Raw genomic sequence first — 21552 nt, forward strand, 5'->3', positions numbered from 1 at the left:
ATTTATTATTATTTTGTTCAAAATATTTTTTATATTCGCCTGCGTGTGTGGGTTAGATCTCAGGATTTTTTCAGATAACTCATTAATCAGATGAAAACCAATACTATGCGGATATTTAATGCAAAGTTTACTTGGTTTTAAAGAAAGAAGATATATTGAAGAATTAAGGATTATTACAAGATCAACTGCTCTTGACTGTGTTATTGATGAAGCCTTTGACAGAATAATATATGTAATAAAAAAAGGTGATATGGGCATTGCAATAGGCAAAAACGGTGCTAATATCAAAAAGCTTCAGAAGATACTTGGCAGAAGAATTGAGATGGTTGAACATGATGAGGAGATCTGCTGTTTTGTCAGCAATATTCTCAAGCCTGCTGTTGTAAAAGATCTTTCTGAGGATGAGGGGGGCAATGTTATGATCTCGGTCATATCAAGGTCAGATCTTGGCATTGCAATAGGTAAGGGCGGTTGTAATGTTGAAAAAGCAAGAATCCTTATACAGAGATATTTTGGAAAAAGTATAGGTGAGATACGTCTTGTCACGGAGGTGTAATGTGAGAACTGAAATATTTGATGAATTATGGCAGATTATGTGTGATCGGGAAGTTAATCCTCCTGAGAAAAGTTATATTGTTGATATTCTCCGTCACAGGAAGGGTGTCGATAAAGCTCTTGAAAAGGTTGGAGAGGAATCTGCGGAGTTTATTATTGCAGCTAAGAATTCGGATTATGATCAGAAGGTCTATGAGGCGGCTGATCTCTTCTTCCATCTTATGCTTGCATTAAAGAGCATCGGGGTTGAGTTTGAGGATGTTATCTCTGAACTTGAATCCCGCAGGAAGTAATTTTTACTCTCATTTTTTAATTTTTCATAGTCAGAATCTGAAATAATTCTGTGCCTTTACGGTTTTTGTGTGCAGATTTTTTTTCTGGAATCTGAAAGTATTTTTAAAATCATTTTTTGTGAAATTTTTCTGATAGTTATCTGGTTTTAGCAGGCAATTTGCGCGAGTGATCAAAATGTCATGGAAAAACGCCGTTCTGCCGTTTTTTTGTTACGGATGATTGGGTTTTTCCTGAAAATTCTATCATTTCCTGCAAGGGTTTATATGTGGCGGCATACAACATTGTAAGGCCGAAGTATTACGGGAACAGACGCCTCAGGGTGGCTGTAACGTTTAATTCGGGAGTCCTGTGAGTTTTTTCACAGGGTGAATGTAAAGCTAAGATGGATTCGCTGAGATATGCTTTCCTCTGCTTTTTGTAAATCGTAAAACAATGTGTTTATATAACAATAAACCTAACATTGTTACCTCGATTCTTAGATGGAGAACCGAAAGCACCCGGATGGGGGTGTCGGTTCTGACGTTGGCACTGACAATGCGGAAATTTGTTTAATAACCGCTAATTCCTTTTAGATAAACTAGTGAAAAATCAATAGTGTGCCGAAGTGTAAGTACTTCAAACAATTAATTCTGGTTGATCCTGCCAGAGGTCACTGCTATCGGGGTTCGATTAAGCCATGCGAGTTGAGAGGGTTAAGACCCTCGGCAGACTGCTCAGTAACACGTGGATAACCTGCCCTAAGGTGGAGGATAACCCCGGGAAACTGGGGATAATACTCCATAGGTTAAAGATACTGGAATGTTCTTTAACCGAAAGTTCCGGCGCCTTAGGATGGATCTGCGGCCGATTAGGTTGTTGTTGGGGTAGTGGCCCAACAAGCCTGTAATCGGTACGGGTTGTGGGAGCAAGAGCCCGGAGATGGAATCTGAGACACGATTCCAGGCCCTACGGGGCGCAGCAGGCGCGAAAACTTTACAATGCAGGAAACTGTGATAAGGGAACCCCGAGTGCCCGTATATGCGGGCTGTCCGGATGTCTAAAAAGCATCCGAAGAAAGGGCCGGGCAAGACCGGTGCCAGCCGCCGCGGTAATACCGGCGGCTCGAGTGGTGGCCACTTTTATTGGGCTTAAAGCGTTCGTAGCTTGAATAATAAGTCTCTTGGGAAATCTGCAGGCTTAACCTGCAGGCGTTTAAGAGAAACTGTTGTTCTAGGAACCGGAAGAGGTGAGAGGTACTCCGGGGGTAGGAGTGAAATCCTGTAATCCCCGGGGGACCACCGATGGCGAAGGCATCTCACCAGGACGGCTTCGACAGTGAGGAACGAAAGCTGGGGGAGCGAACCGGATTAGATACCCGGGTAGTCCCAGCCGTAAACGATGTGCGTTAGGTGTGCCGGTGACCACGAGTCTCCGGGGTGCCGAAGGGAAACCGTGAAACGTACCGCCTGGGAAGTACGGTCGCAAGGCTGAAACTTAAAGGAATTGGCGGGGGAGCACCACAACGGGTGGAGCCTGCGGTTTAATTGGACTCAACGCCGGAAATCTCACCGGATAAGACAGCGGAATGATAACCAGGTTGAAGACTTTGTTTGACCAGCTGAGAGGAGGTGCATGGCCGTCGTCAGTTCGTACTGTGAAGCATCCTGTTTAGTCAGGCAACGAGCGAGACCCACGCCAACAGTTGCCAGCATGTTCTCCGGAATGATGGGGACACTGTTGGGACCGCCTCTGCTAAAGAGGAGGAAGGAATGGGCAACGGTAGGTCAGCATGCCCCGAATTATCCGGGCTACACGCGGGCTACAATGGTCAGGACAATGGGTAACGGCACTGAGAAGTGTAGTCAATCCCCTAAACCTGTCCCAAGTTCGGATTGTGGGCTGCAACTCGCCCACATGAAGCTGGAATCCGTAGTAATCGCGTTTCAACATAGCGCGGTGAATACGTCCCTGCTCCTTGCACACACCGCCCGTCAAACCACCCGAGTGAGGTTTGGATGAGGCTGTGGTTTATTGCCGCAGTCGAATCTAGGTTTCGCAAGGGGGGTTAAGTCGTAACAAGGTAGCCGTAGGGGAATCTGCGGCTGGATCACCTCCTAACGAAATATCGTGAGGGGTAATTAGCGGTTATTAAACAAACTGTAAAATTGTCAGTGTTAACATAGACAAAAAGCAGAGGGCTCATAGCTCAGCTGGAAGAGCGCGGCGTTTGCAACGCCGAGGCCGGGGGTTCAAATCCCCCTGGGTCCATAGCCGTAAAGTCTAACTTTACGGCTTTTCAATGCACCCGTTGATGTGAATCGACGGGGAAGGGCTGAGAGTCAGTAAGGACTCTTTGAGGCCGTGTATAGGTATTCACACAACGACGTTAAATGGATTTTAACGGTTAAACCGATAAAATGCTGAATTACGTTCTGCCTGTCAGTGAATGGCTCGGTTCGAGTGCCGACGAAGGGCGTGCCAAGCTGCGATAAGCTCCGGGAAGACGCAAGGATTCTATGATCCGGAGATACCCTAATGGGACATCCTGTGACATTAAGTCACGATCGGTAACGATCGGTAACCCCCCGAATTGAAACATCTCAGTAGGGGGAGGAAGAGAAATCAAACGAGATGTCGTTAGTAAAGGCGATCGAAAACGACAGAGTTCAAACTGAATCCCAGCAATGGGAGATGTGGTGTTGATAGGCCCACTGTTTTTGTGAGATATGAAGTGGAATTTGTTCTGAAAAGTCAAACCAAAGAGGGTGACAGTCCCCTACACGTAAATCTCTCACATATATGTGGTGTCCTGAGTAGCGCGGGTTGGAATTCTCGCGTGAATCCGGGGGTCATCAACCTCCAAAACTAAATACTCCTCGAAACCGATAGTGTAATAGTAGCGTGAGCGAAAGCTGAAAAGTAACCCTGAAAAGGTGGTTAAAAGTGCCTGAAACTGGCAGGCGATGGTGTGTTATGGCGTTAAAGGATCTTTACCGCGAAAGAATCAGCCGCGAGGCTGTAGTATGGGCGGTATTGCCAGCGTCATAACTTACGTTTTGAAGAACGGGCCAGAGAGTTTATTCTGTCGGCGAGGTTAACCCTGCGGGAAGCCGAAGCGAAAGCGACAGGTTCGTAGTGCCTTACGGCACATGGGACGACGTATTAAAAGTGCGTGAAGTCGGCAGGATAAGACCCGAAGCCTAGTGATCTATGCGTGGGCAGGCTGAAGCGTGACGAAAGTTGCGTGGAGGGCCGAAGCGGTATTGATATGCAAATCATTCGTGTGACCTGCGTATAGGGGTGAAAGGCCAATCGAACTAGGCATCCGCTGGTTCCTCTCGAAACATGCCGTAGCATGACCTGGATGGAGATAGACGGTGAGGTAGAGCACTGATTGTGGGAGTTGGGGAAGAAATTCCTTACCCTGCTGTCAAACTCCGAATTCCCCGTCATCTGAGAAGTCCGGAAGTCCGCACTGCGGGGTAAGCTTGTAGTGCGTAAGGGAGACAACCCAGACCGTGGTTAATGTCCCTGAGTGTAGGTTAAGTGTAAACACTAAATGAGGTCCCAGGCCAAAAACAACTGGAAGGTGAGCTTAGAAGCAGCTACCCTTTAAAAAGTGCGTAACAGCTTACCAGTCTAGGTTTGGGGCGCAGAAAATGGACGGGGCTCAAACCTACCACAGATACCACGGACCATATATTAATATGATGGCGTAGAGAGGCGTTCTGCATGGGCAGAAGCAGGGGTGTAAGCTCCTGTGGACCGTGCAGAAATGAGAATTCTGGCATTAGTAGAAGCATTAGATGGGTGAGAATCCCATCCGCCGGAGGGGCTAGGTTTCCTCGACAATGTTCGTCAGTCGAGGGTTAGTCGGTCCTAAGGTGTATCGTAACTCGAGTACGTCGAAAGGGAAACAGGTTAATATTCCTGTACCATCGGCCAATAATCCTGACGCTTCGGGATATGCTGTGCAGGGCCGTCGCCCTGTTTAATCGTATAAGCTCCTGGAGAACCGCAATGGTGAGAATTGAGTGAAAGCGTGATGAAGTAATACAGCAAATTCCTGGAGCCCGTGAAAAGGGGGCCAGATGACCGTACCGAGATCTGACACAGGTGCCCCTGGCTGAGAAGGCCAAGGCGTATCGGTTTAATTGTGTTTAGGGAACTCGGCAAAATAGCTCCGTAACTTTGGAATAAGGAGTGCCTGCTTGGAGATCAAGCAGGTCGCAGTGACTCGGGGACTCCGACTGTCTAATAACAACATAGCAGACTGCAACTCGGAAACGACTAGTATAGTCTGTGATTCCTGCCCAGTGCGGGCATCTGAAAACCGGGTACAACCGGACGAAGGACCCGTAAACGGCGGGGGTAACTATGACCCTCTTAAGGTAGCGTAGTACCTTGTCGCTTAATTGGCGACTTGCATGAATGGATTAACGAGAGTCCTACTGTCCCAAACACAAGTCCGTTGAACATTTTATCCTAGTGCAGAGGCTAGGGACCCCATATGGGAAGTGAAGACCCCGTGGAGCTTTACTGCAGCCTGTCGTTGTGTTACGGTATTCCTTGCGCAGAGTAGATGGGAGACTTTGATCCTGCCCTTGTGGGGGCAGGTTAGTCGCAATCTGAGACACCATCCTTGGTTTACTGTAACACTAACTCGTTTACGAGGACATCGGTAGGTAGGCAGTTTGGGTGGGGCGCCACACCCTCGAAAAGGTATCAAGGGTGCCCCAAGGTCAACTCATGTGAGTCAGAAACTCACAGAAGAGTGTCAAGAGCAAAAGTTGGCCTGACGCTGATACGAATAGCAAGTATCTGCGAGAGGAAACTCGGGTCTAACGAACCAATACGCGCTTTTGATGAGTGCTATTGACGACAGAAAAGCTACCCCGGGGATAACAGAGTCGTCGCCGGCAAGAGCACATATCGACCCGGCGGCTTGCTACCTCGATGTCGGTTCTTTCCATCCTGGCTGTGCAGCAGCAGCCAAGGGTGAGGTTGTTCGCCTATTAATGGGGATCGTGAGCTGGGTTTAGACCGTCGTGAGACAGGTCGGTTACTATCTATATGGGGTGTCGGGAGTCTGAAGGTAAGATGGAAATAGTACGAGAGGAACTTTCCGTCGTCGCCACTGGTAGACCGGTTGTCCGACAGGGCAATGCCGGGTGGCTACGCGATAAGGGATAAAAGCTGAAAGCATCTAAGCTTGAAACCTGACCTGAAAAGAGACTCCGTCACAGGACGCGGGTAGAAGACCCGTTTGATAGACCTGGGATGTACGCACGAAGGCAACGACGTGTTCAGTCCACAGGTACTAAAGTCCGATAATTCGGCAACGGAAACATTACTTAACCGTTAAAATCCAGACGAAATCGTTGTGTGAATGCCAATATGCCGGATAATTGCAGACAATAATTCAGGTTCATGACCTGATGTCCGGTCTGTGATTGCGGCCATAGCGGCGGGGAAACACCCGGACTCATCTCGAACCCGGCAGTTAAGCCCGCCCACGTTGGGTGCTGTACTAAGATACGAGAGTTCTTGGGAACCACCTAACGCTGCAATTGCTCATGTGAGTGATTGTCTCTTCTGAAAAGTTATTATGTCAGTGTAAGCGTTAAAATACTGTTAATATTGACTCTGTTCTTTATTAATCTGAGATTGTCAACGGCGTTTTAATTTTATTTAGTTGTCAGTACAGTTTTTATAATCTATAATTTTACTCGGAATATCTTCTAAAATTCAGTGTTAAGCTATTTTAATTGATAACTAACTTGAAATATTATCGGGTTTATTTAACTATATGACTGTAAGAATCCATGAACAGAAAAATGCAATTGAAAGGATAAACCAGATTTTAAAATCCGAAAGTGAATTTACTCTCATTGCCGGTGAACTGAATTCTTTGGGTTTTATACAGGTTTCAGGTACTGATAATCCTGCTTCTTTTGAGAACCGGGATTTGGAACTATATGTCAGGATGTATTCTGAAAGTGATAACTCTGTCAAAAGATATGAACTTTTGACATTTGAAGAGATTGAGAAGGAATTAAATAATAAACAATGAGAAAAGATCTGTTTTCCTAAAAAAACAGTCAATATTTTAATATTAATCTGAATGATACATTGAGCATACTTAATCTTATATGGCATCCTGGACTTTCTGAGAGTCGTGATCTGTGTCTTAGTTATATGATATGCCCTGTTTTGTATGAATGCCTCTTTTATCTTTGCAGATCCGGATGAGGCGTGGGTAATTGAGATGTGTGGGGGAAACCTGAGTGAGACGGAAAGTCTGTGGGTTGCTAAAAAAGTTCCTGACGGTACAGTATTTGCTGCTTCAAATATATTCCGCATACGTGATATTGAACCTGGTAATCCCGATATTCTGTATTCCAAAAATCTGTTTGAGGTAGCAGAAAAGAATGGCTGGTGGTCTGCGCAGAATAAAACACTTGACTGGCTGAATACTGTAAGTAATGGAGAATATTCTCATCCGTATTATTCGTTGTCAAGAATATGGAGTATTTACAACCGTATTTCTCCTTCACAGAATTTTAGCCCGTATGTTGAAGATTCTTTTAGTCGTGAGTACCCGTTCTCCGTTTCTCCGGATCATCTGTTAAATGATACTGAAATATTTTCTATATTCAGGGATCATTATGAAGGTACGGTTTTTGATCTGACAACCGGAATCGCAGCCGGACCTTATGGAGATCCTTACAGAATACGTGGAGAATTTGATTCACATACAGACTTTAAAGATGGAGAGATCCGTCCGGGTGCATGGCCAAGGCCAATATCTGCATATTACTGTGCCTACAGTTATGTTACAGAGAGTAGAAGAGAAATGTCTTATCCGGTTGGGGGTCTTTGCTGGTTTGGATTTGCACAACCCTCTGAAAGCTGCTATACTCCGCTTTATGTCGGTACAAATGCCCTTCCTGAATCTTTTGAAAACGGGAACCGGTCACAATACAACAGAAACAGTGCATGGTGGTCGTTTAATTTTGTGACCAACTGGGCAAGGCTTCAGTACTCATATATCTTTCCGGAAATAAAGGAGGAACAACAGAAACATGAAAATCTCTTCCTGTTAAGGCAGGCTGAAATTGAGGAGGAGGCCCTGGAAATTCTTAACCGTGAGGGAGAAGATGCCTGTAAAGAATATCTCACTTCATATACTGTTGATACTGCCGAAGATCTTGTATCATCCTGGTGGAATCTCTCTGATTCTCTGGTAGTATCATATACAAACGGGGGAATATACGATCCTGTAAGTAAAAATACAGCATATCCTGGTTATCCTGACTGGTGGTATCAGGATGCCGGATATCAGTACGGACCAAGAATCTATGACATGAACGGGCTTGATAGTACTCCTGATCTTGTATATGTTAATGAGACAGTTTATACGACACCGGGTAGTGAGTATGAATATATTCTTGAGCATCAGACTGCTGAAAATTGCAGCTGAATAAATCATTTTCTTTTTTTTGAGTGTAATCGAATTTTGTTGATGTTATTTTTTATCGGGATGGCTGTGTAATATTTACCGGGGATTTATAATTGCTGATATGCGCCGGATGTACCATATTCGGGAAAAAAATATTCCGTCTGGAAAAAACTGTGAATTACATAGAGTTAACTGGTTTTTTGCCGGCATTATTTCAGATTAAAACCGGCAGCTATTAATTTATGGACTTCCTATGTTTGTAAGCACAATGCCAAGGTGGCGGAGCGGCCACGCGGCTGCCTGCAGAGCAGCTATACTCCAGTTCAAATCTGGACCTTGGCTTCGCGAAATTTCTTAACTGAAATCAGCGGATTTTTTGGGATTTATCCCTTAAATTGCGGCCATAGCGGCGGGGCAACACCCGGACTCATCTCGAACCCGGCAGTTAAGCCCGCCCACGTTGAATGCTGTACTAAGATACGAGAGTTCTTGGGAACCACTCAGCGCTGCAATTTTCTGAAGTATTATGTGACTCTTTTAAGTAACATTTCTGATGCTCTATTCTTAGATCAGCCTGTTGTAACCTTTTAGTCTCTTAATCTTGTTTTTAAAAAAATCTACCGTAGTCCGTAGATATTGCTGAATTAATATTCCTGCTTATATCTGCTCATTGAAAACTTTATTCTAATTGGGATGTTTATATTTACCTGAGATATTTATGCTGTTACTTTCCGGAGGAGCGTTTAAACCTTATGTATGGTCATTATAGCTATCCGTTTTCCATAGAGTCTGGTGGAATAAAGATCGATGTTACAGAGGAGAATGGTCTTTATTTATACCGCAGGGAATGCTGTGGTGAAGTGCATGATAATTATATTCAGGCAAAAAACGGAAGTATAATAATTAATCCTGTAGAACCTGTTAATCTCCCATCTTCTGTAACAAGTCTTCTTCAGGTTAAATTCAAAAATCTGGTTGTCGAACCTCAGTCTGTAGTACTGTTCTATCTCACATTTCCCATTGAAATTGGTGTTTTTTTGCATGCCGGAAAAAATACTGAGTTAATTGATGTTTTTTCAGTAAATGAGCAGAAATATTCTTTGTATGGATCTCCCACAAAAGGAACAATTGTCAGTTATCGTGAGAGTGATATTTACAGGACCATTCCTGAGACTGATATATTTAAAGACGGAGTTCTTTCTCTTACTCTAATAAACTCCGGAAAAGATATTGCAAATGTTTCATCTTCGGTTTTTGACGGATGGGGCATGAAATTATACTATAATGATAACTGTGTCTCAATGGTGGCAGAAATGAATCTCCTTCATAATAATACTGCTGAGACAACATTTCTCAATGTTCCTTTAATTGTCGGGATGAATAAGTCATATGAGATCTATACCTCAAGAAAGATTTCGGTTACTAAAAAGTCATTTCTGATGGAGCTTGGTTATTGATGATGGAGAATCTGACTGGCATGGTCTCTTCCTGGAATATATCCGGTACCGGGGTGACGGTATATGAACTGTTTTTATTTATTCTGATTATTGTAGTCTCCTTTGCCCTGGGTCAGATAATATCAAAAAAACTGAGAAAAGATATATCCGGTAAAATTCCGGTTAATGATCGTGAACTATTAATAAAAATCGTATATTTTACAATACTGACTGTCGGCCTTATTACAGCCCTGCCGTATATAGATGTTGATCTCTCCGGAATTTTATTTGCCGGCGGAATAATTGGTATTATCATTGGTTTTGCCGGACAGAACCTTTTTTCAAATTTCATCTCCGGAATTGTAATATTTATAGAAAGACCGATAAAAATTGGTGATAATGTGGGTGTCGGTGATGTCCTGGGCACTGTTGAGGATATCAGAATTCTTTCTACAATAATTAAGACTTATGACGGTATTTACACCCGTATTCCTAATCTCACGATATTTTCGTCTAATATCACAAACTATGTTGCCAACGTGGCAAGACGGTTTGAATATTCGGTTGAGATAAGATACAGGGATGATGCAGAACTTGCAATGTCGGTTATAAAAGGTGTAATTGACAGCCATCCTTTTGCCTTAAAATATCCTAAACCAGTGGTATTTGTTGACCGGCTGGGGCAGAACGGAGTTGTGATTATTGTAAAAATCTGGGCACCGTCCTCTGTCTGGTGGGATGTCAGGAGAGAACTGCTGCAAAAGATAAAGCTTGCAGTTGAAGCAGAAGGCGTAGAGATACCCTTCCCTCAGAGAACTGTGTGGTTTCCGGAAAAAAATCCTGTTTTTTCTGAAAAATAGATATTTTTTTCTTTTGGGTTATGGATTATAATCTCTGGAAAAATGAGAATCCCGGATAATATTATATCTGTTTTATTTTAATTATTAAGGGTTCTTTACTATTTTTTTGTCACTCTTTTTGTCACTCAGATAGATTATATCCAGGAGATATCGCTCCGGTTGCCTTTGTTTTTGCCGGTTTCTTCTTTTTTCCTGTTGTTATTTGATTTTTGCTCTGTATTTATCTCTTCTAAATTATTCTCTCTTTTGCTGCCTGAGGTTTCCTGATCAAATATATTGCCATTTATATTATCATTCTTCCGGGTGTTTCTTTCATTTCTTCCGGAAATCTCGCCTCTGATCTTAACACCTCCTGAGAGGAGTTCCTTTGGTCCTGGGTTGCTGCCAATTTTAACACCTCCTGAGAGAAGTTCCTTTGGTTTTTTTATCCCTCCTGAAAGTCTCATATTGTCCGACAGAAGTTCCTTTGGTCTTGTATTGCTGCCAATTTTAACACCGTCAGAGAGAAGTTCCTTTGGTTTTTTGATCTTACTTCCGACTTTAAAATTCCCGCTGTCCTTAGGGACAATATTCTGCCTTACAGATATTATTCTGCCTGAAATTGAATTGTCATTGGCTTTTTTTACCTTTGCAACCGAAATTACGCTGCCTGCAAATGCACTGTCATTTGGCCTCTGTTTGGACCCTGCAGATAAACTTCCTCCGGCGAATGAATTCTCAGACGGCCTCTGTTTGGACCCCGCAGATAAACTTCCTCCCCCGAATGAATTCTCAGACGGTCTCTGTTTGGATCCCGCAGATAAATTTCCTCCTCCAAATGAATTTTCAGACGGCCTCTGTTTGGATCCTGCTGAGAAATTTCCGGTTGAAAAAGATCTGTCATTTGCTTTAAAAGCTGTACTGCCAATGCTTATCTTTTCACCAACTCTTGCGACATCGCTCTTCTCTCTTGGCATCTGCGGGCCTTTGATGCCGCCAACTTCGAATATACGATCCTTTGGTGCTTTGCCGAGACTGACATCTGTCATTCTGGTCATATCAGCAATATTTTTGTCAGCCCTTCCCGGAAGGGATATCCCTGAATCTTCTGTATTTTCCCTTTTTTTATTATTTTTGACTTTAATCCGGTTGTCCTTATTATTTATCTCACTTTTATCTGATGAACTTCCTTTTTTTATGGAATCTTCCCTATATCTGGAAAGCTCTTTTTTTAATTCCTCATATTCCTCACGTTTGACATAATCTATTGAGGTAAGAGGATAATTTTCCGGTTCATAACTTCGGGATCTTTCTTCTTCGTATCTTTCCGGTTCATCGTCTTCAAGAAGTTCATTAAATGAATATCCTCTGGTGCAGCCGTTATTGTCTTCCTCTTCTACAATCTGAATCAGGTTAATGTTTTTATCCTCAAAGAATTCCACAATGTTGAGAGATTCTGTATAATCACTCTCATTATTTTCATTTACATAACTCATATCTTTAATAACCTCTTCTGCTTCGATGATTGGTGGATGGATCTCTTCGTCATTAATTGTCTCCGGAGGTTTTGAAGAAAAACCTCCGTCTATAAGCTCCCAGACATCGTCATCAGGATCCCCTTTATAATATTCCTCATCATCGGTCTCTTCATTATGTGGTATATCATCATCCTGCTCTGTTTTGGACCGGTTACTGATCTCATACAGATCAAAAGATTCTTCCTGACAACTTTCATCTTCAGAATCTTCTGTTCCGGCATTATCACTGTTTAAAAGCAGATTTATCTCTTCATCCATCAGTATTCTGCTCTCAGCATATTCTCTCTCTCTCTGCTCAGTTTCTTCCTTATATTCTTCACTTAACTGCTTTATTTCCTCAAGGCGCGGGATATTCTGAATTCCTGAGAGCATAATGATGATGCCTACATATTTTGTGGATCTTACAGGGTAATCTCCGGAGCGCATCTCAAGTCCTGCAATACTTGAATCGATCCATTTCCGTACAGTCTGAAAGCCTTTCATTGAGAGTTCTTTTGACGGCCCGGCGATGAGAATCAGCGCTTTATACGCGCTTGTCAGGTCACACGGTATTGAGATCTCTTCATAAACTGCTTTTTTTGCAAGAGAAACTATTCTGGTGGCCCTCTTATGTGATCCATCACTGAAATATGATTCAGGCCTTAACTTCTGGAGCGGATCAAAGCGGTTTCTTGGCAGTTCCTCAATTGCGTAACCTATTGCTGTGATGCCATTATCCTTCAGAGTGTTCAGCACTTCCCCCGCATCCAGAACGACTTCCGCATATTCGACTCCGGATTCATTGAATTCTCCTGCGCGCAGCAACAGACCGATCTGACGTGATATTTTATCATTCAGCAATTTGTAGAGGTCCCTTGGGTTATCGGGGAATATCTTTGCGTATGCTGCCTGCCTGATGTGGGATTTCCCTTCATCATCCACTGATGTTTCATATGATGCCTTGATCTTTCTGTACCAGGTCTCATTGTCAAAAAGAATAATTCCATCCACAAATTTTTCTATTTTTTTGATGTCATCCGCGGCTTTTGCAGCAATTCTCTTTCCTTCATTATGGTACGGCAGGGTGCAGACTGCAAAAACGGGTTCATAATAGGCTTTTCTTATCTCCTCTGTGATCTCCGGAATAATGTCGCTTAAACTTCCTCCAAGTCCGGTAAATACAAGAATTGCATCAATATCCAGATTGTCCAGTTTTTTTATCTGCGCCATTATCTCTTTGATGTCAACAGTTGATCTGGTGTCATAGTGGACATCAGGATCAATTGCGGGAAAGAATATTTTGCAGTCGTTAGGGAGGTTTTTAAGTTGATTTAACAGGTTACCGTCTACATCTATCACAACCGAGGAGATACAGCTTACGCTGCTTCTTCTGTCCTGATAATAGAGCTGATCAACAATTCTTGATCCTGCTCCTCCCAGTCCGACGGCAAGTATTTTCATATATTATATTGTCTGTTCTGTTACCTTACCGGATTATTCTCCGGATAATCGCATATTTTTCTCTTAAACAAATAATCTGAGTATTATTCTGAATCTCAGAATTCCGGATTATTCCGGTTTTTATGTACAGATATATTAATATTAGTATTTGCAAGCCAATAAAGACTATTACTGTTAACAGGTTTTTCCTTATATGTATTTATTGTTATTTTAATGAATGTCTGTATTTTTCTCTTTGTTTTAGGTTTTATCTCTTAAATCGTATTATTTATGATTATTTTTTAACCTGTGCTATTGCCGGACAGTCCCCGGAAATCCAAATGATAATTTATTTAACTTCCTCTGAATTAATACTCTATCTGAGGTGAATATACCTTGAGTTATGGAATTGAATTTGTACCAGGAAATATATCAGTTAAACAGGTAGTGAATTACTGTAAACTTGCGGAGCAGAAGGATATCGACTTTGCATGGATTACAAACCACTACAACAACCGCCACTGCTACCCAACCCTTGCAGCAATTGCAGAGGCTACCGACAGCCTGAAGATGGGACCGGGTATCATGAATACATTCACAGACACACCTGCTGCTATTGCATCATTCATGTGCACACTCAATGAGATTTCAGAGGGACGTGCAGTACTTGGAATTGGACCAGGTGACCTTTCAACACTTCCAAAGCTTGCAATTGAAGCTTCAAAGCCTGTTGCACGCCTTGCAGAGGGTGTAAAGCAGATCAAAGCACTCTGTGCAGGTGAAGAAGTCAAGAAGACCGGCGATATGCAGTTCTTCGACTATGACGGAGCAAAGCTCACAGGTGTCCAGCTTCCTGCAAAGAAGAAGCAGATCCCTACCTACATCGGCGCACAGGGTCCAAAGATGCTTGGACTTGCAGGTGAGATCGGAGATGGAGCACTTATCAACGCATCAAACTCCAAGGACTTTGACATTGCAATTCCACTGATCAAAGCAGCATGCGATGCAGTTGACGAGAAGAAGTTCAAGAAATTCGATGTTGGTGCATACACAGCAATGTCCATTGACCAGAGCGAGAAGAAGGCACGCAATGCAGCAAAGATCGTTGCAGCATTCATTGCAGCAGGTTCACCACCGGCACTTCTTGAGCGCCACGGACTTGATCTCAGCAATGTTGCAAAGATCAAGGAAGCTCTTGGACGCTTTGATTTCGGAGCAGTCGGAGGCCTTGTCGGTGATGCAGAGATTGACGCATTCACAATTGCAGGTACACCTGAGATGGTAAAAGAGAAATGTGATAACCTTACAGCATCCGGTGTTACACAGATTATCTTCGGTTCACCACTCGGACCTGACATGACAAACTCCATCCGTCTTCTCGGAAAATACATTATATAAGTCTGATATTTCTAAAATATCCAAATTTTTTTGACATTTCAGGCGTGAAGTTTCCCTGCACAGGCGGGTGGCAGTTTACCTGAATGATTTTCTGCACTGTTATTCTCTGTATTATTGCTCTGTGCATCATTCAGCTTTCTTTTATGTGGTTCGCCTGTTGTTATCTCTCCGTGCCTCTGTCTCCGGCATATTCTGCTCTTTAATATCTGACTCTGACTGATCTTTCGTCCCGGATGGCGGACATCTTCAGCAATTTTTTTGTTATTACGAAATGGATTTATCTGCGCTGAATTTATCTCCATTATACAATTATGCTGGAGATACTATTATTGGGTAAAAAAATTATTGTTTAATAAATGCATTCCGGATTTTTTTCAGAGAGGGTTGTTGCAGCTCCTGGGGGTAATGTCCGTTACAGGCAGGACAGTCTCTTTGGTTTTACGTGCCGGATAAGTCCTGAAAGGGAAAAAAGAGTTCCTGTTCGGGGTTTTATCCCTGAATCTTCCGGTGTTTCATGCCCTTTCTGTCCGGAAAATATTATGGGGGCGACTCCATCCTTTGCCGACGGGAAAAAACTGCTCATTGGTGAGAGTGTAACCTTCCCGAATCTCTATCCCTTTTCAGGCAGTCATATAGTTACAGTAATTACCAATTCTCACAATCCTGTGGGTTTGTCTGTCCGGCAGATAATAGATGCCCTTACGGGACAGTACGTGGCTCTGACGGGGTGTGGAGGTTACCCCTCTATAAACTGGAATAATTTGCCGTCTTCCGGTGCAAGCATGGTGCATCCCCATATGCAGGGGATATCTGATCAGAGTCCTTCATATGTCAACAGAATTTTCATCGGAAAGAGCCGTGAATTTATGTCACGGCATGGCTGTTGTTACTGGGATAAACTAAGGGAGTCGGAGGCAGACTCTGAAAGGTATATTTCCGGTGATGAAATACTGTGGTGCGCCTCTCCGGTACCGATTGGAGAGAAGGAAATCCGCGGCTATCTTCCATTTTCCTCCCTTCCGGATTTTGGATCATATATCTCTGACATATCGTCCGGTTTAAAAAAAATAATTGATTATTATCATTCATGCGGCCATTTCGCTTTCAATGCCACAATCCGGTTTGATAAGGAGGATAATGACGGTTCCTTCAGATCATTTGTCTCAGTTATTGCGCGGATCAACCCTAATGAGATGTCGGTCTCCGATTCTGCATTTATGGAAAGACTTCATTTTGAACCTGTGTGTATGACTCTTCCTGAAAAGATACCTTCAATGTTTAAGGGATCTGATTCCGGAAATTAGCTTTCACAGTCCGGCAGAAGTGCTGTTAAATTCGGAACTGATGCAGTTATCTTCTGTTTTCGTTATAAAAAAAGTTGCAGAATAATTGTTAATATTCTGCCAATCCGGTAAAATCCGGATTTATTAGTTATTTAAAATGTTAGTCTGTTTTATGTTTACCAGGGCTTTGAGATGAGCTCTGTCTTCCTGACAATTTCTCCGTCTGCCTTGTGTGGCATGCGGATAACGCCGTCACAACCCTTCTCAATTTCGCGTGCTTCGTCACAGAGGAGTGTTGCTGCACGCATCATCTCGTGAGCTGATGCAACGATTGGTGTGTAGTTCTCGTGGCCTTTTGTCATGAAGCAGGCTTTTACATTTACGCCTGCAACAGCCTGTGCAATCTCGTATGCTGCGCGTGCCTTTGCATATGCGTATGGGTTTGAGAACTCATCCACAACTGCCTTGTCGGATGTCATGACAATCTTTGGAAGTTCGAGTTCTGCACCCTTCTTTCCTTCTTTGACCTGGTCAATGACTTTGTCAATTGCGAACTGGAGTTTGCGGAAAGCGCCTGTGATTGTAAGAACTTTTACAAGGTTTCCGTTGTAGTCTGACATCTCTACCGGGTCAAGGAATTCACGGCGTGCTCCGATCATGGAGTCTGCCTTCATAATGATGTATCCGAAATCGGATTCCTTGAGTGCTGCAAAGTCATCCTTCTTGGATGTGATGTCGTCGGTAATGACAACGCATGGAATTCCTGCTGCTGCAAGAGCTTCACGTGCGCCCTTTGGTCCTGGGAGAACGCCGTTTGGTGAAACGACGATACAGAAGTCAGGAGCCCATGCTTTCATGTTCTCAACAACACGCTCAATATCTTCAGGCTGAAGTTTTGTTCCGCTTGTTGCCATGAATGTCTGCATGTCGTTACGGTCTGCACGCTCATCGAGGAGCAGTTCTGCCATTACACCACTTGCAATGTTTCCGAGTTTTGCTATTCCTACTTTAACTACCATATTTTATACCTCTCAAAATTGAGAACATTTTAAATTCATCCGGTCTGGATATAAAGATTTTGAATTCTTCCGGAGAAATGGTGGAAATACTCTGTTAACTTAACATGTTAAAGAAAAGTGTTTAAGTTTATTAGATCATATAACCATGTTAATGAAAGAAAGCCTTCTTACTGATCGCCAGAAAGAGGTCCTTAGATACAGGAAAAAGGGATACACGCAGCAGCAGATTGCTGATGTTATAGGGACTTCAAAGGCAAATGTCTGCACAATTGAAAAGGCAGCTATGGAAAATATAAAAAAAGCGCGTGAGACTCTTGAGTTTTTATTCACTCTTGACGCACGTGAACTCTGCGTGATCAAGTCCGGTTCTGACTTTATTGATGCAACACGGCAGATCTTTGACGAGGCTGAAAAGATGGGGATTAAGGTAAGGTATGATACAATTTCACTGATAAACCGTATGCGCGATTCAAATCCTGAAAAGTTCAGGGCGCGTTATATCAGGAATGATATTCTTGTTTATATCAATGATGACGGTGAAATTTATTTCAACTGAAATGTGAAGCTTTTTTAAAAAAGTTCCGGCAGATAAAATTATAATTCTTATTTTTCGGTGCGCTTTTATGATTTATTTCTCCTGTTATATCCGGCTGGTTTTGCATGGTGCGGAATAGGTTTTTAAACCTGTCTTTACAATATTTAGGAAACCGTTATGGGAAGTCCGGAATTTTAAGGGTGTGCAATATCTGAAAATATTGCATTTCTCTGGAATTCCGGGCATTTAATCTTATAATGTGGTTGCCCCGGTATTTTATGCCGGGTTTTGCCGAGATTAATGTCCGGTTCTGCCGGACGGGCTGACGATGTAGAATTTGATGTATGCGCAATATGGGTGGACGAAATTTTTCGGCCCTTACTCTGAAAGAGTAGTGCATATTAAGGTCAGAATCTGTTTGTGAGTAGTAAGTTGCCCTTTATAATTTAGGTGCACTGTCGGATGTCTGTGAAGATGCAGTTTATCCCCGGCCGGGTTAGAAGCCTGACTGCTGTACATTCGTTTCTGTTCCGATTCAGTCGTTTACTGTCCTTTGCAGGATTTATTCCTGCTTCTCGGAAGAATATTGTGAAAATTTAGTTTGTAGGACTGATCGAAAAATGCCCCAAACAACCAGACCACGCAGGGGATCCCTTGCATACAGCCCCCGCAAGCGTGCAAAAAGCCAGGTACCAAAGTACCAGTCATGGCAAGAGTGCGCCGGGGAACCGAAACTGCAGGGTTTTGCCGGATACAAGGTGGGTATGACACACATTGTAATGGTTGATGACCATAAGAACAGCCCAAGCGAAGGAAAAGAGATCGCTGTTCCAGTAACTATTGTGGAGATTCCCCCTATCAGGGTAATGGCAGTTCGGGCCTATACTAAGGATACATATGGAAAGAAAGTATTCGCTGAGGTATGGGCAGATGAACTTGACGGAAAACTGAAAGACCGTATCAGTATTCCAAAGAAGAACAATGCAGAAGAGAATGTTCAGAAGATAACCGAAGCCATTGAGGCCGGAAAAGTTACTGATATATTTGTTCTCGTGCACACACAGCCGGCCATGCTTACCGGTGTCCCCAAAAAAGTCCCTGACATGATGGAAATGCGTGTCGGCGGAGGAGATATCAGGGCATGCTTCGACCACGCAATCGGCCTGTTCGGCAGTGAAGTCGAACTTGAGGATATTGCAAGTGTCGGCCAGTATATAGATGTCACAGCTGTCACCACAGGTAAAGGAACCAATGGTCCTGTAAAGCGCTGGGGTATTCCTGTGAGGAAGCGCAAGCACTCACGTGGAAAGAAGAAGAGACATATCGGAAACCTCGGTCCGTGGACCCCTCACCATGTAAGGTGGCAGGTTGCACAGATTGGACAGATGGGATACCAGCAGAGAACTGAATTCAATAAGCGCATTCTCAAAGTCGGAGATAACCCTGAAGAGATCAACCCCGCAGGTGGGTTCCTCCACTACGGACTTGTCAGAGGCAGATATATTGCTATTAAAGGTTCAATTCCGGGACCTACAAAGCGTCTTATCAGAATCAGACCGGCAATCCGCCAGGGAGAACACGTTGTACGCGAGCCGTCTATCAGCTATATCAGCACAATGAGTAAGCAGGGGTGAACTGAGAGATGAAAGCACAGATATTATCTATAGATGGTCAGAACGCCGGTGAGATGGATCTTCCGGCAGTATTTGATGAGTATTACAGGCCTGATTTAATTAAGAGGGCAGTTATCTCCAACCAGAGTACCCGCTATCAGCCTCATGGCACCAATCCATATGCAGGAATAAAAACTTCCGCAGCATCATGGGGAAGTGGCAGAGGTGCAGCACAGGTTCCAAGGATTAAGAATGGTTCCCGTGTGGCACGTATCCCGCAGGCCGTCGGTGGCCGTGCAGCTCATCCGCCAAAGGTTGAGAAGATCCTTGTCAGGAAGATAAACAAGCAGGAAAAGAGAATAGCGATCAGATCGGCAATCGCTGCAACCACAAATCCTGAACTTGTTCTTGCACGCGGACACAAATTTGAAGGTGACGTACCATTTGTTTTTGAGGATTCTTTCGAAGAACTCGCCAGAACAAAAGATGTAGTCTCAGCACTTGAGGCAGCAGGTCTTTACCAGGATGTAGTCCGTTCAAGAGATTCAAGGAAAGTTCGTGCAGGACGCGGAAAACTCCGTGGCCGCCGTTACAAACAGCGCAAGAGCCTTCTTATCGTAACATCGGAAAAGCCACATCAGGCAGCTGCAAATCTTGCAGGTGTTGATGCGGTATCTGTCAACCAGTTAAATGCAGAACTTCTGGCACCTGGTACTCATGCAGGTCGTCTGACTGTCTGGACTGTTGCAGCACTTAAGAAGATGGAGGACTTTTAAATGATAATTAAACATCCGTATGTCTCTGAAAAAGCAGCAATGGGTCTTGAATTTGACGGTAAACTCCAGTTCTTTGTTGACAGAAAGGCAACAAAGGCACAGGTTGCCTATGAAGTCGAGAAGATGTTTGACAAGAAGGTTACAGCCGTCAGGACACTTATGACAATGAAGGGAGAGAAGAAAGCCATTGTCAGCTTTGAAGATGAAAAAGCCGGAGAAGAAATTCTCAGCAGACTAGGAATAATGTAAGGTGGTGTGAATGGGAAAAAGAATTATATCACAGAATCGTGGCCGTGGTGGCCCGGTGTATCGTGCTCCGTCACACAAATACAAAGCATCACTCAAACATCCTGGCAAGCTGGACGAGACCGTCCGTGGCAGAATTATTGATATTGAACACGACCCTGCAAGGCACGCACCAATTGCTCTCGTCGAACTTGAAGAGGGAGAAAAGATCTACATGCTGGTTACTGAAGGCATGTCAGTCGGTGAAGATGTTGCATGGGGTCCTGAAGCTGAAGTCAAAAACGGAAACACACTCAGGCTCATCGACATTCCGGTCGGAGCATTTGTCTGTAATGTAGAGGCAAGGCCAAACGACGGTGGTAAGTTCATCCGTGCAAGCGGTGTTCAGTCACAGGTCATAGGCAAGTCCAATGAAGGACGTGTCGGTATCAGGATGCCAAGCGGAAAGCACAAGTGGTTCCACGGTTTCTGTCGTGCAACAGTCGGAATTGTTGCAGGTGGAGGACGCAGTGAGAAGCCGTTTGTTAAAGCCGGAAAGAAGTTCCACAAGATTAAGTCACAGGCACAGAAATGGCCGAGAGTCAAAGGTGTCTGCATGAACGTGATTGACCATCCGTTCGGAGGGGGAGGCCACCAGCACTGCGGAAGGCCAAAGACTGTAGCACGTGGAACATCACCTGGAAGAAAGGTCGGACACATTGCTGCCAAGAGGACAGGAAGGAAGTAACGAGGTGGTGTAGACAATGGCAAAAAAAATACAGAGAAGATTGCCGAGGCGAAAAGAAGAATTCACCTATCACGGCTACAAAATTGAGGAACTTCAGCAGATGAGTCTCAGTGAGCTTCTTCCGATTATGCCTGCAAGGGCACGCCGTAAATTCGGCCGCGGACTCTCACCCGGACATGAAAAAGTCATCTCTGAGGTAAGAGAAGGAAAGGAACGCATTAGAACACATATTCGTGATCTGGTTATCATGCCGGAGATGGTCGGCAAGACAATTGAGGTATATAATGGCAAGGAGTTCCTCAAGGTTGAAATTCAGCCTGAGGCAGTCTTTGCATATCTTGGTGAATTTGCTCTTACCAGAAGGCGTGTAGCTCACGGAAGTGCAGGTATCGGTGCGACAAGATCCAGTAAATTTGTACCACTGAAGTGATTG

The 21552-nt window shown here is 43.8% G+C and carries 17 protein-coding genes, 2 tRNA genes and 4 rRNA genes; 20 read left to right on the forward strand and 3 right to left on the reverse strand.

From position 1 onward, the window contains the following. Positions 1-118: 118 nt before the first annotated feature. The 12 genes from L6E24_RS10110 (at position 119) to L6E24_RS10165 (ending at position 10586) form a co-directional block, all read left to right on the forward strand. Positions 119-556 (forward strand): NusA-like transcription termination signal-binding factor, encoded by a 438-nt coding sequence (locus L6E24_RS10110; RefSeq protein ID WP_257741865.1) that lies wholly within the window; start codon positions 119-121, stop codon positions 554-556. A 37-nt stretch (positions 557-593) separates the two neighbouring features. Then, positions 594-848 (forward strand): phosphoribosyl-ATP diphosphatase, encoded by a 255-nt coding sequence (hisE, locus tag L6E24_RS10115; RefSeq protein WP_257744015.1) that lies wholly within the window; start codon positions 594-596, stop codon positions 846-848. Between the two features lie 627 nt (positions 849-1475). Continuing rightward, positions 1476-2944: ribosomal RNA gene (locus L6E24_RS10120) — 16S ribosomal RNA — on the forward strand. 79 nt (positions 2945-3023) lie between these two features. Next, positions 3024-3096 (forward strand) — tRNA-Ala (locus tag L6E24_RS10125). Positions 3097-3244: 148 nt separating this feature from the next. Beyond that, a 23S ribosomal RNA gene (locus L6E24_RS10130) occupies positions 3245-6171 on the forward strand. A gap of 108 nt (positions 6172-6279) precedes the next feature. After that, a 5S ribosomal RNA gene (gene rrf, locus L6E24_RS10135) occupies positions 6280-6401 on the forward strand. Together the 16S, 23S and 5S rRNA genes with 1 tRNA gene alongside form the textbook arrangement of a ribosomal RNA operon. Positions 6402-6637: 236 nt before the next feature. Next, entirely contained in the window at positions 6638-6901 is a 264-nt protein-coding gene (locus L6E24_RS10140; protein ID WP_257741866.1) for a hypothetical protein, read from the forward strand. Positions 6902-7045: 144 nt separating this feature from the next. Then, the gene (locus L6E24_RS10145) at positions 7046-8311 is read left to right on the forward strand and encodes a C69 family dipeptidase (protein ID WP_257741867.1); all 1266 of its coding nucleotides are present in this window, start codon (positions 7046-7048) and stop codon (positions 8309-8311) included. Positions 8312-8560: 249 nt separating this feature from the next. Beyond that, positions 8561-8632: transfer RNA gene (locus tag L6E24_RS10150), tRNA-Cys, on the forward strand. A 51-nt stretch (positions 8633-8683) separates the two neighbouring features. Next, positions 8684-8805 (forward strand): 5S ribosomal RNA (gene rrf, locus L6E24_RS10155). Between the two features lie 237 nt (positions 8806-9042). Then, a complete protein-coding gene (locus L6E24_RS10160) occupies positions 9043-9747 on the forward strand; it encodes a DUF432 domain-containing protein (protein ID WP_257741868.1) in 705 nt (234 codons plus the stop codon). After that, on the forward strand, positions 9747-10586 hold the full coding sequence (locus tag L6E24_RS10165) for a mechanosensitive ion channel family protein (protein WP_257741869.1): 840 nt from the start codon (positions 9747-9749) through the stop codon (positions 10584-10586). Before L6E24_RS10160 ends, L6E24_RS10165 begins: the two co-directional genes overlap by 1 nt. Before the next feature lie 134 nt (positions 10587-10720). Here the strand turns inward: L6E24_RS10165 and L6E24_RS10170 are convergent, their stop codons facing one another. Beyond that, a complete protein-coding gene (locus L6E24_RS10170; RefSeq protein WP_257741870.1) occupies positions 10721-13543 on the reverse strand; it encodes a tubulin/FtsZ family protein in 2823 nt (940 codons plus the stop codon). 375 nt (positions 13544-13918) lie between these two features. Here L6E24_RS10170 and L6E24_RS10175 point away from each other — a divergent pair, with 375 nt between their 5' ends. Further along, on the forward strand, positions 13919-14920 hold the full coding sequence (locus L6E24_RS10175; protein ID WP_257741871.1) for a 5,10-methylenetetrahydromethanopterin reductase: 1002 nt from the start codon (positions 13919-13921) through the stop codon (positions 14918-14920). A gap of 38 nt (positions 14921-14958) precedes the next feature. Here L6E24_RS10175 and L6E24_RS10180 read toward each other — a convergent pair whose 3' ends face one another. Beyond that, positions 14959-15222, reverse strand: a complete 264-nt coding sequence (locus L6E24_RS10180; protein ID WP_257741872.1) for a hypothetical protein — start codon at positions 15220-15222, stop codon at positions 14959-14961. Positions 15223-15276: 54 nt separating this feature from the next. Between L6E24_RS10180 and L6E24_RS10185 the strand changes: the two genes are divergently transcribed. Beyond that, positions 15277-16224, forward strand: coding sequence for a galactose-1-phosphate uridylyltransferase (locus tag L6E24_RS10185; protein ID WP_257741873.1), 948 nt, complete (start codon positions 15277-15279; stop codon positions 16222-16224). 155 nt (positions 16225-16379) lie between these two features. Here the strand turns inward: L6E24_RS10185 and L6E24_RS10190 are convergent, their stop codons facing one another. Then, positions 16380-17222, reverse strand: a complete 843-nt coding sequence (locus tag L6E24_RS10190; RefSeq protein WP_257741874.1) for a F420-dependent methylenetetrahydromethanopterin dehydrogenase — start codon at positions 17220-17222, stop codon at positions 16380-16382. Positions 17223-17373: 151 nt separating this feature from the next. Between L6E24_RS10190 and L6E24_RS10195 the strand changes: the two genes are divergently transcribed. The 6 genes from L6E24_RS10195 (at position 17374) to L6E24_RS10220 (ending at position 21549) form a co-directional block, all read left to right on the forward strand. Further along, the gene (locus tag L6E24_RS10195) at positions 17374-17778 is read left to right on the forward strand and encodes a Tfx family DNA-binding protein (RefSeq protein ID WP_257741875.1); all 405 of its coding nucleotides are present in this window, start codon (positions 17374-17376) and stop codon (positions 17776-17778) included. A gap of 599 nt (positions 17779-18377) precedes the next feature. Next, entirely contained in the window at positions 18378-19391 is a 1014-nt protein-coding gene (locus tag L6E24_RS10200) for a 50S ribosomal protein L3 (protein WP_257741876.1), read from the forward strand. Positions 19392-19399: 8 nt separating this feature from the next. Next, positions 19400-20146, forward strand: coding sequence for a 50S ribosomal protein L4 (gene rpl4p / locus L6E24_RS10205; RefSeq protein ID WP_257741877.1), 747 nt, complete (start codon positions 19400-19402; stop codon positions 20144-20146). Beyond that, positions 20147-20395 (forward strand): 50S ribosomal protein L23, encoded by a 249-nt coding sequence (locus tag L6E24_RS10210; RefSeq protein WP_257741878.1) that lies wholly within the window; start codon positions 20147-20149, stop codon positions 20393-20395. Positions 20396-20405: 10 nt separating this feature from the next. After that, the gene (locus tag L6E24_RS10215) at positions 20406-21119 is read left to right on the forward strand and encodes a 50S ribosomal protein L2 (RefSeq protein ID WP_257741879.1); all 714 of its coding nucleotides are present in this window, start codon (positions 20406-20408) and stop codon (positions 21117-21119) included. A gap of 16 nt (positions 21120-21135) precedes the next feature. Beyond that, the gene (locus L6E24_RS10220; RefSeq protein ID WP_257741880.1) at positions 21136-21549 is read left to right on the forward strand and encodes a 30S ribosomal protein S19; all 414 of its coding nucleotides are present in this window, start codon (positions 21136-21138) and stop codon (positions 21547-21549) included. The last annotated feature ends 3 nt before the right edge of the window (positions 21550-21552 follow it).

The sequence above is a fragment of the Methanoplanus endosymbiosus genome (assembly GCF_024662215.1).
Taxonomy (GTDB): domain Archaea; phylum Halobacteriota; class Methanomicrobia; order Methanomicrobiales; family Methanomicrobiaceae; genus Methanoplanus; species Methanoplanus endosymbiosus.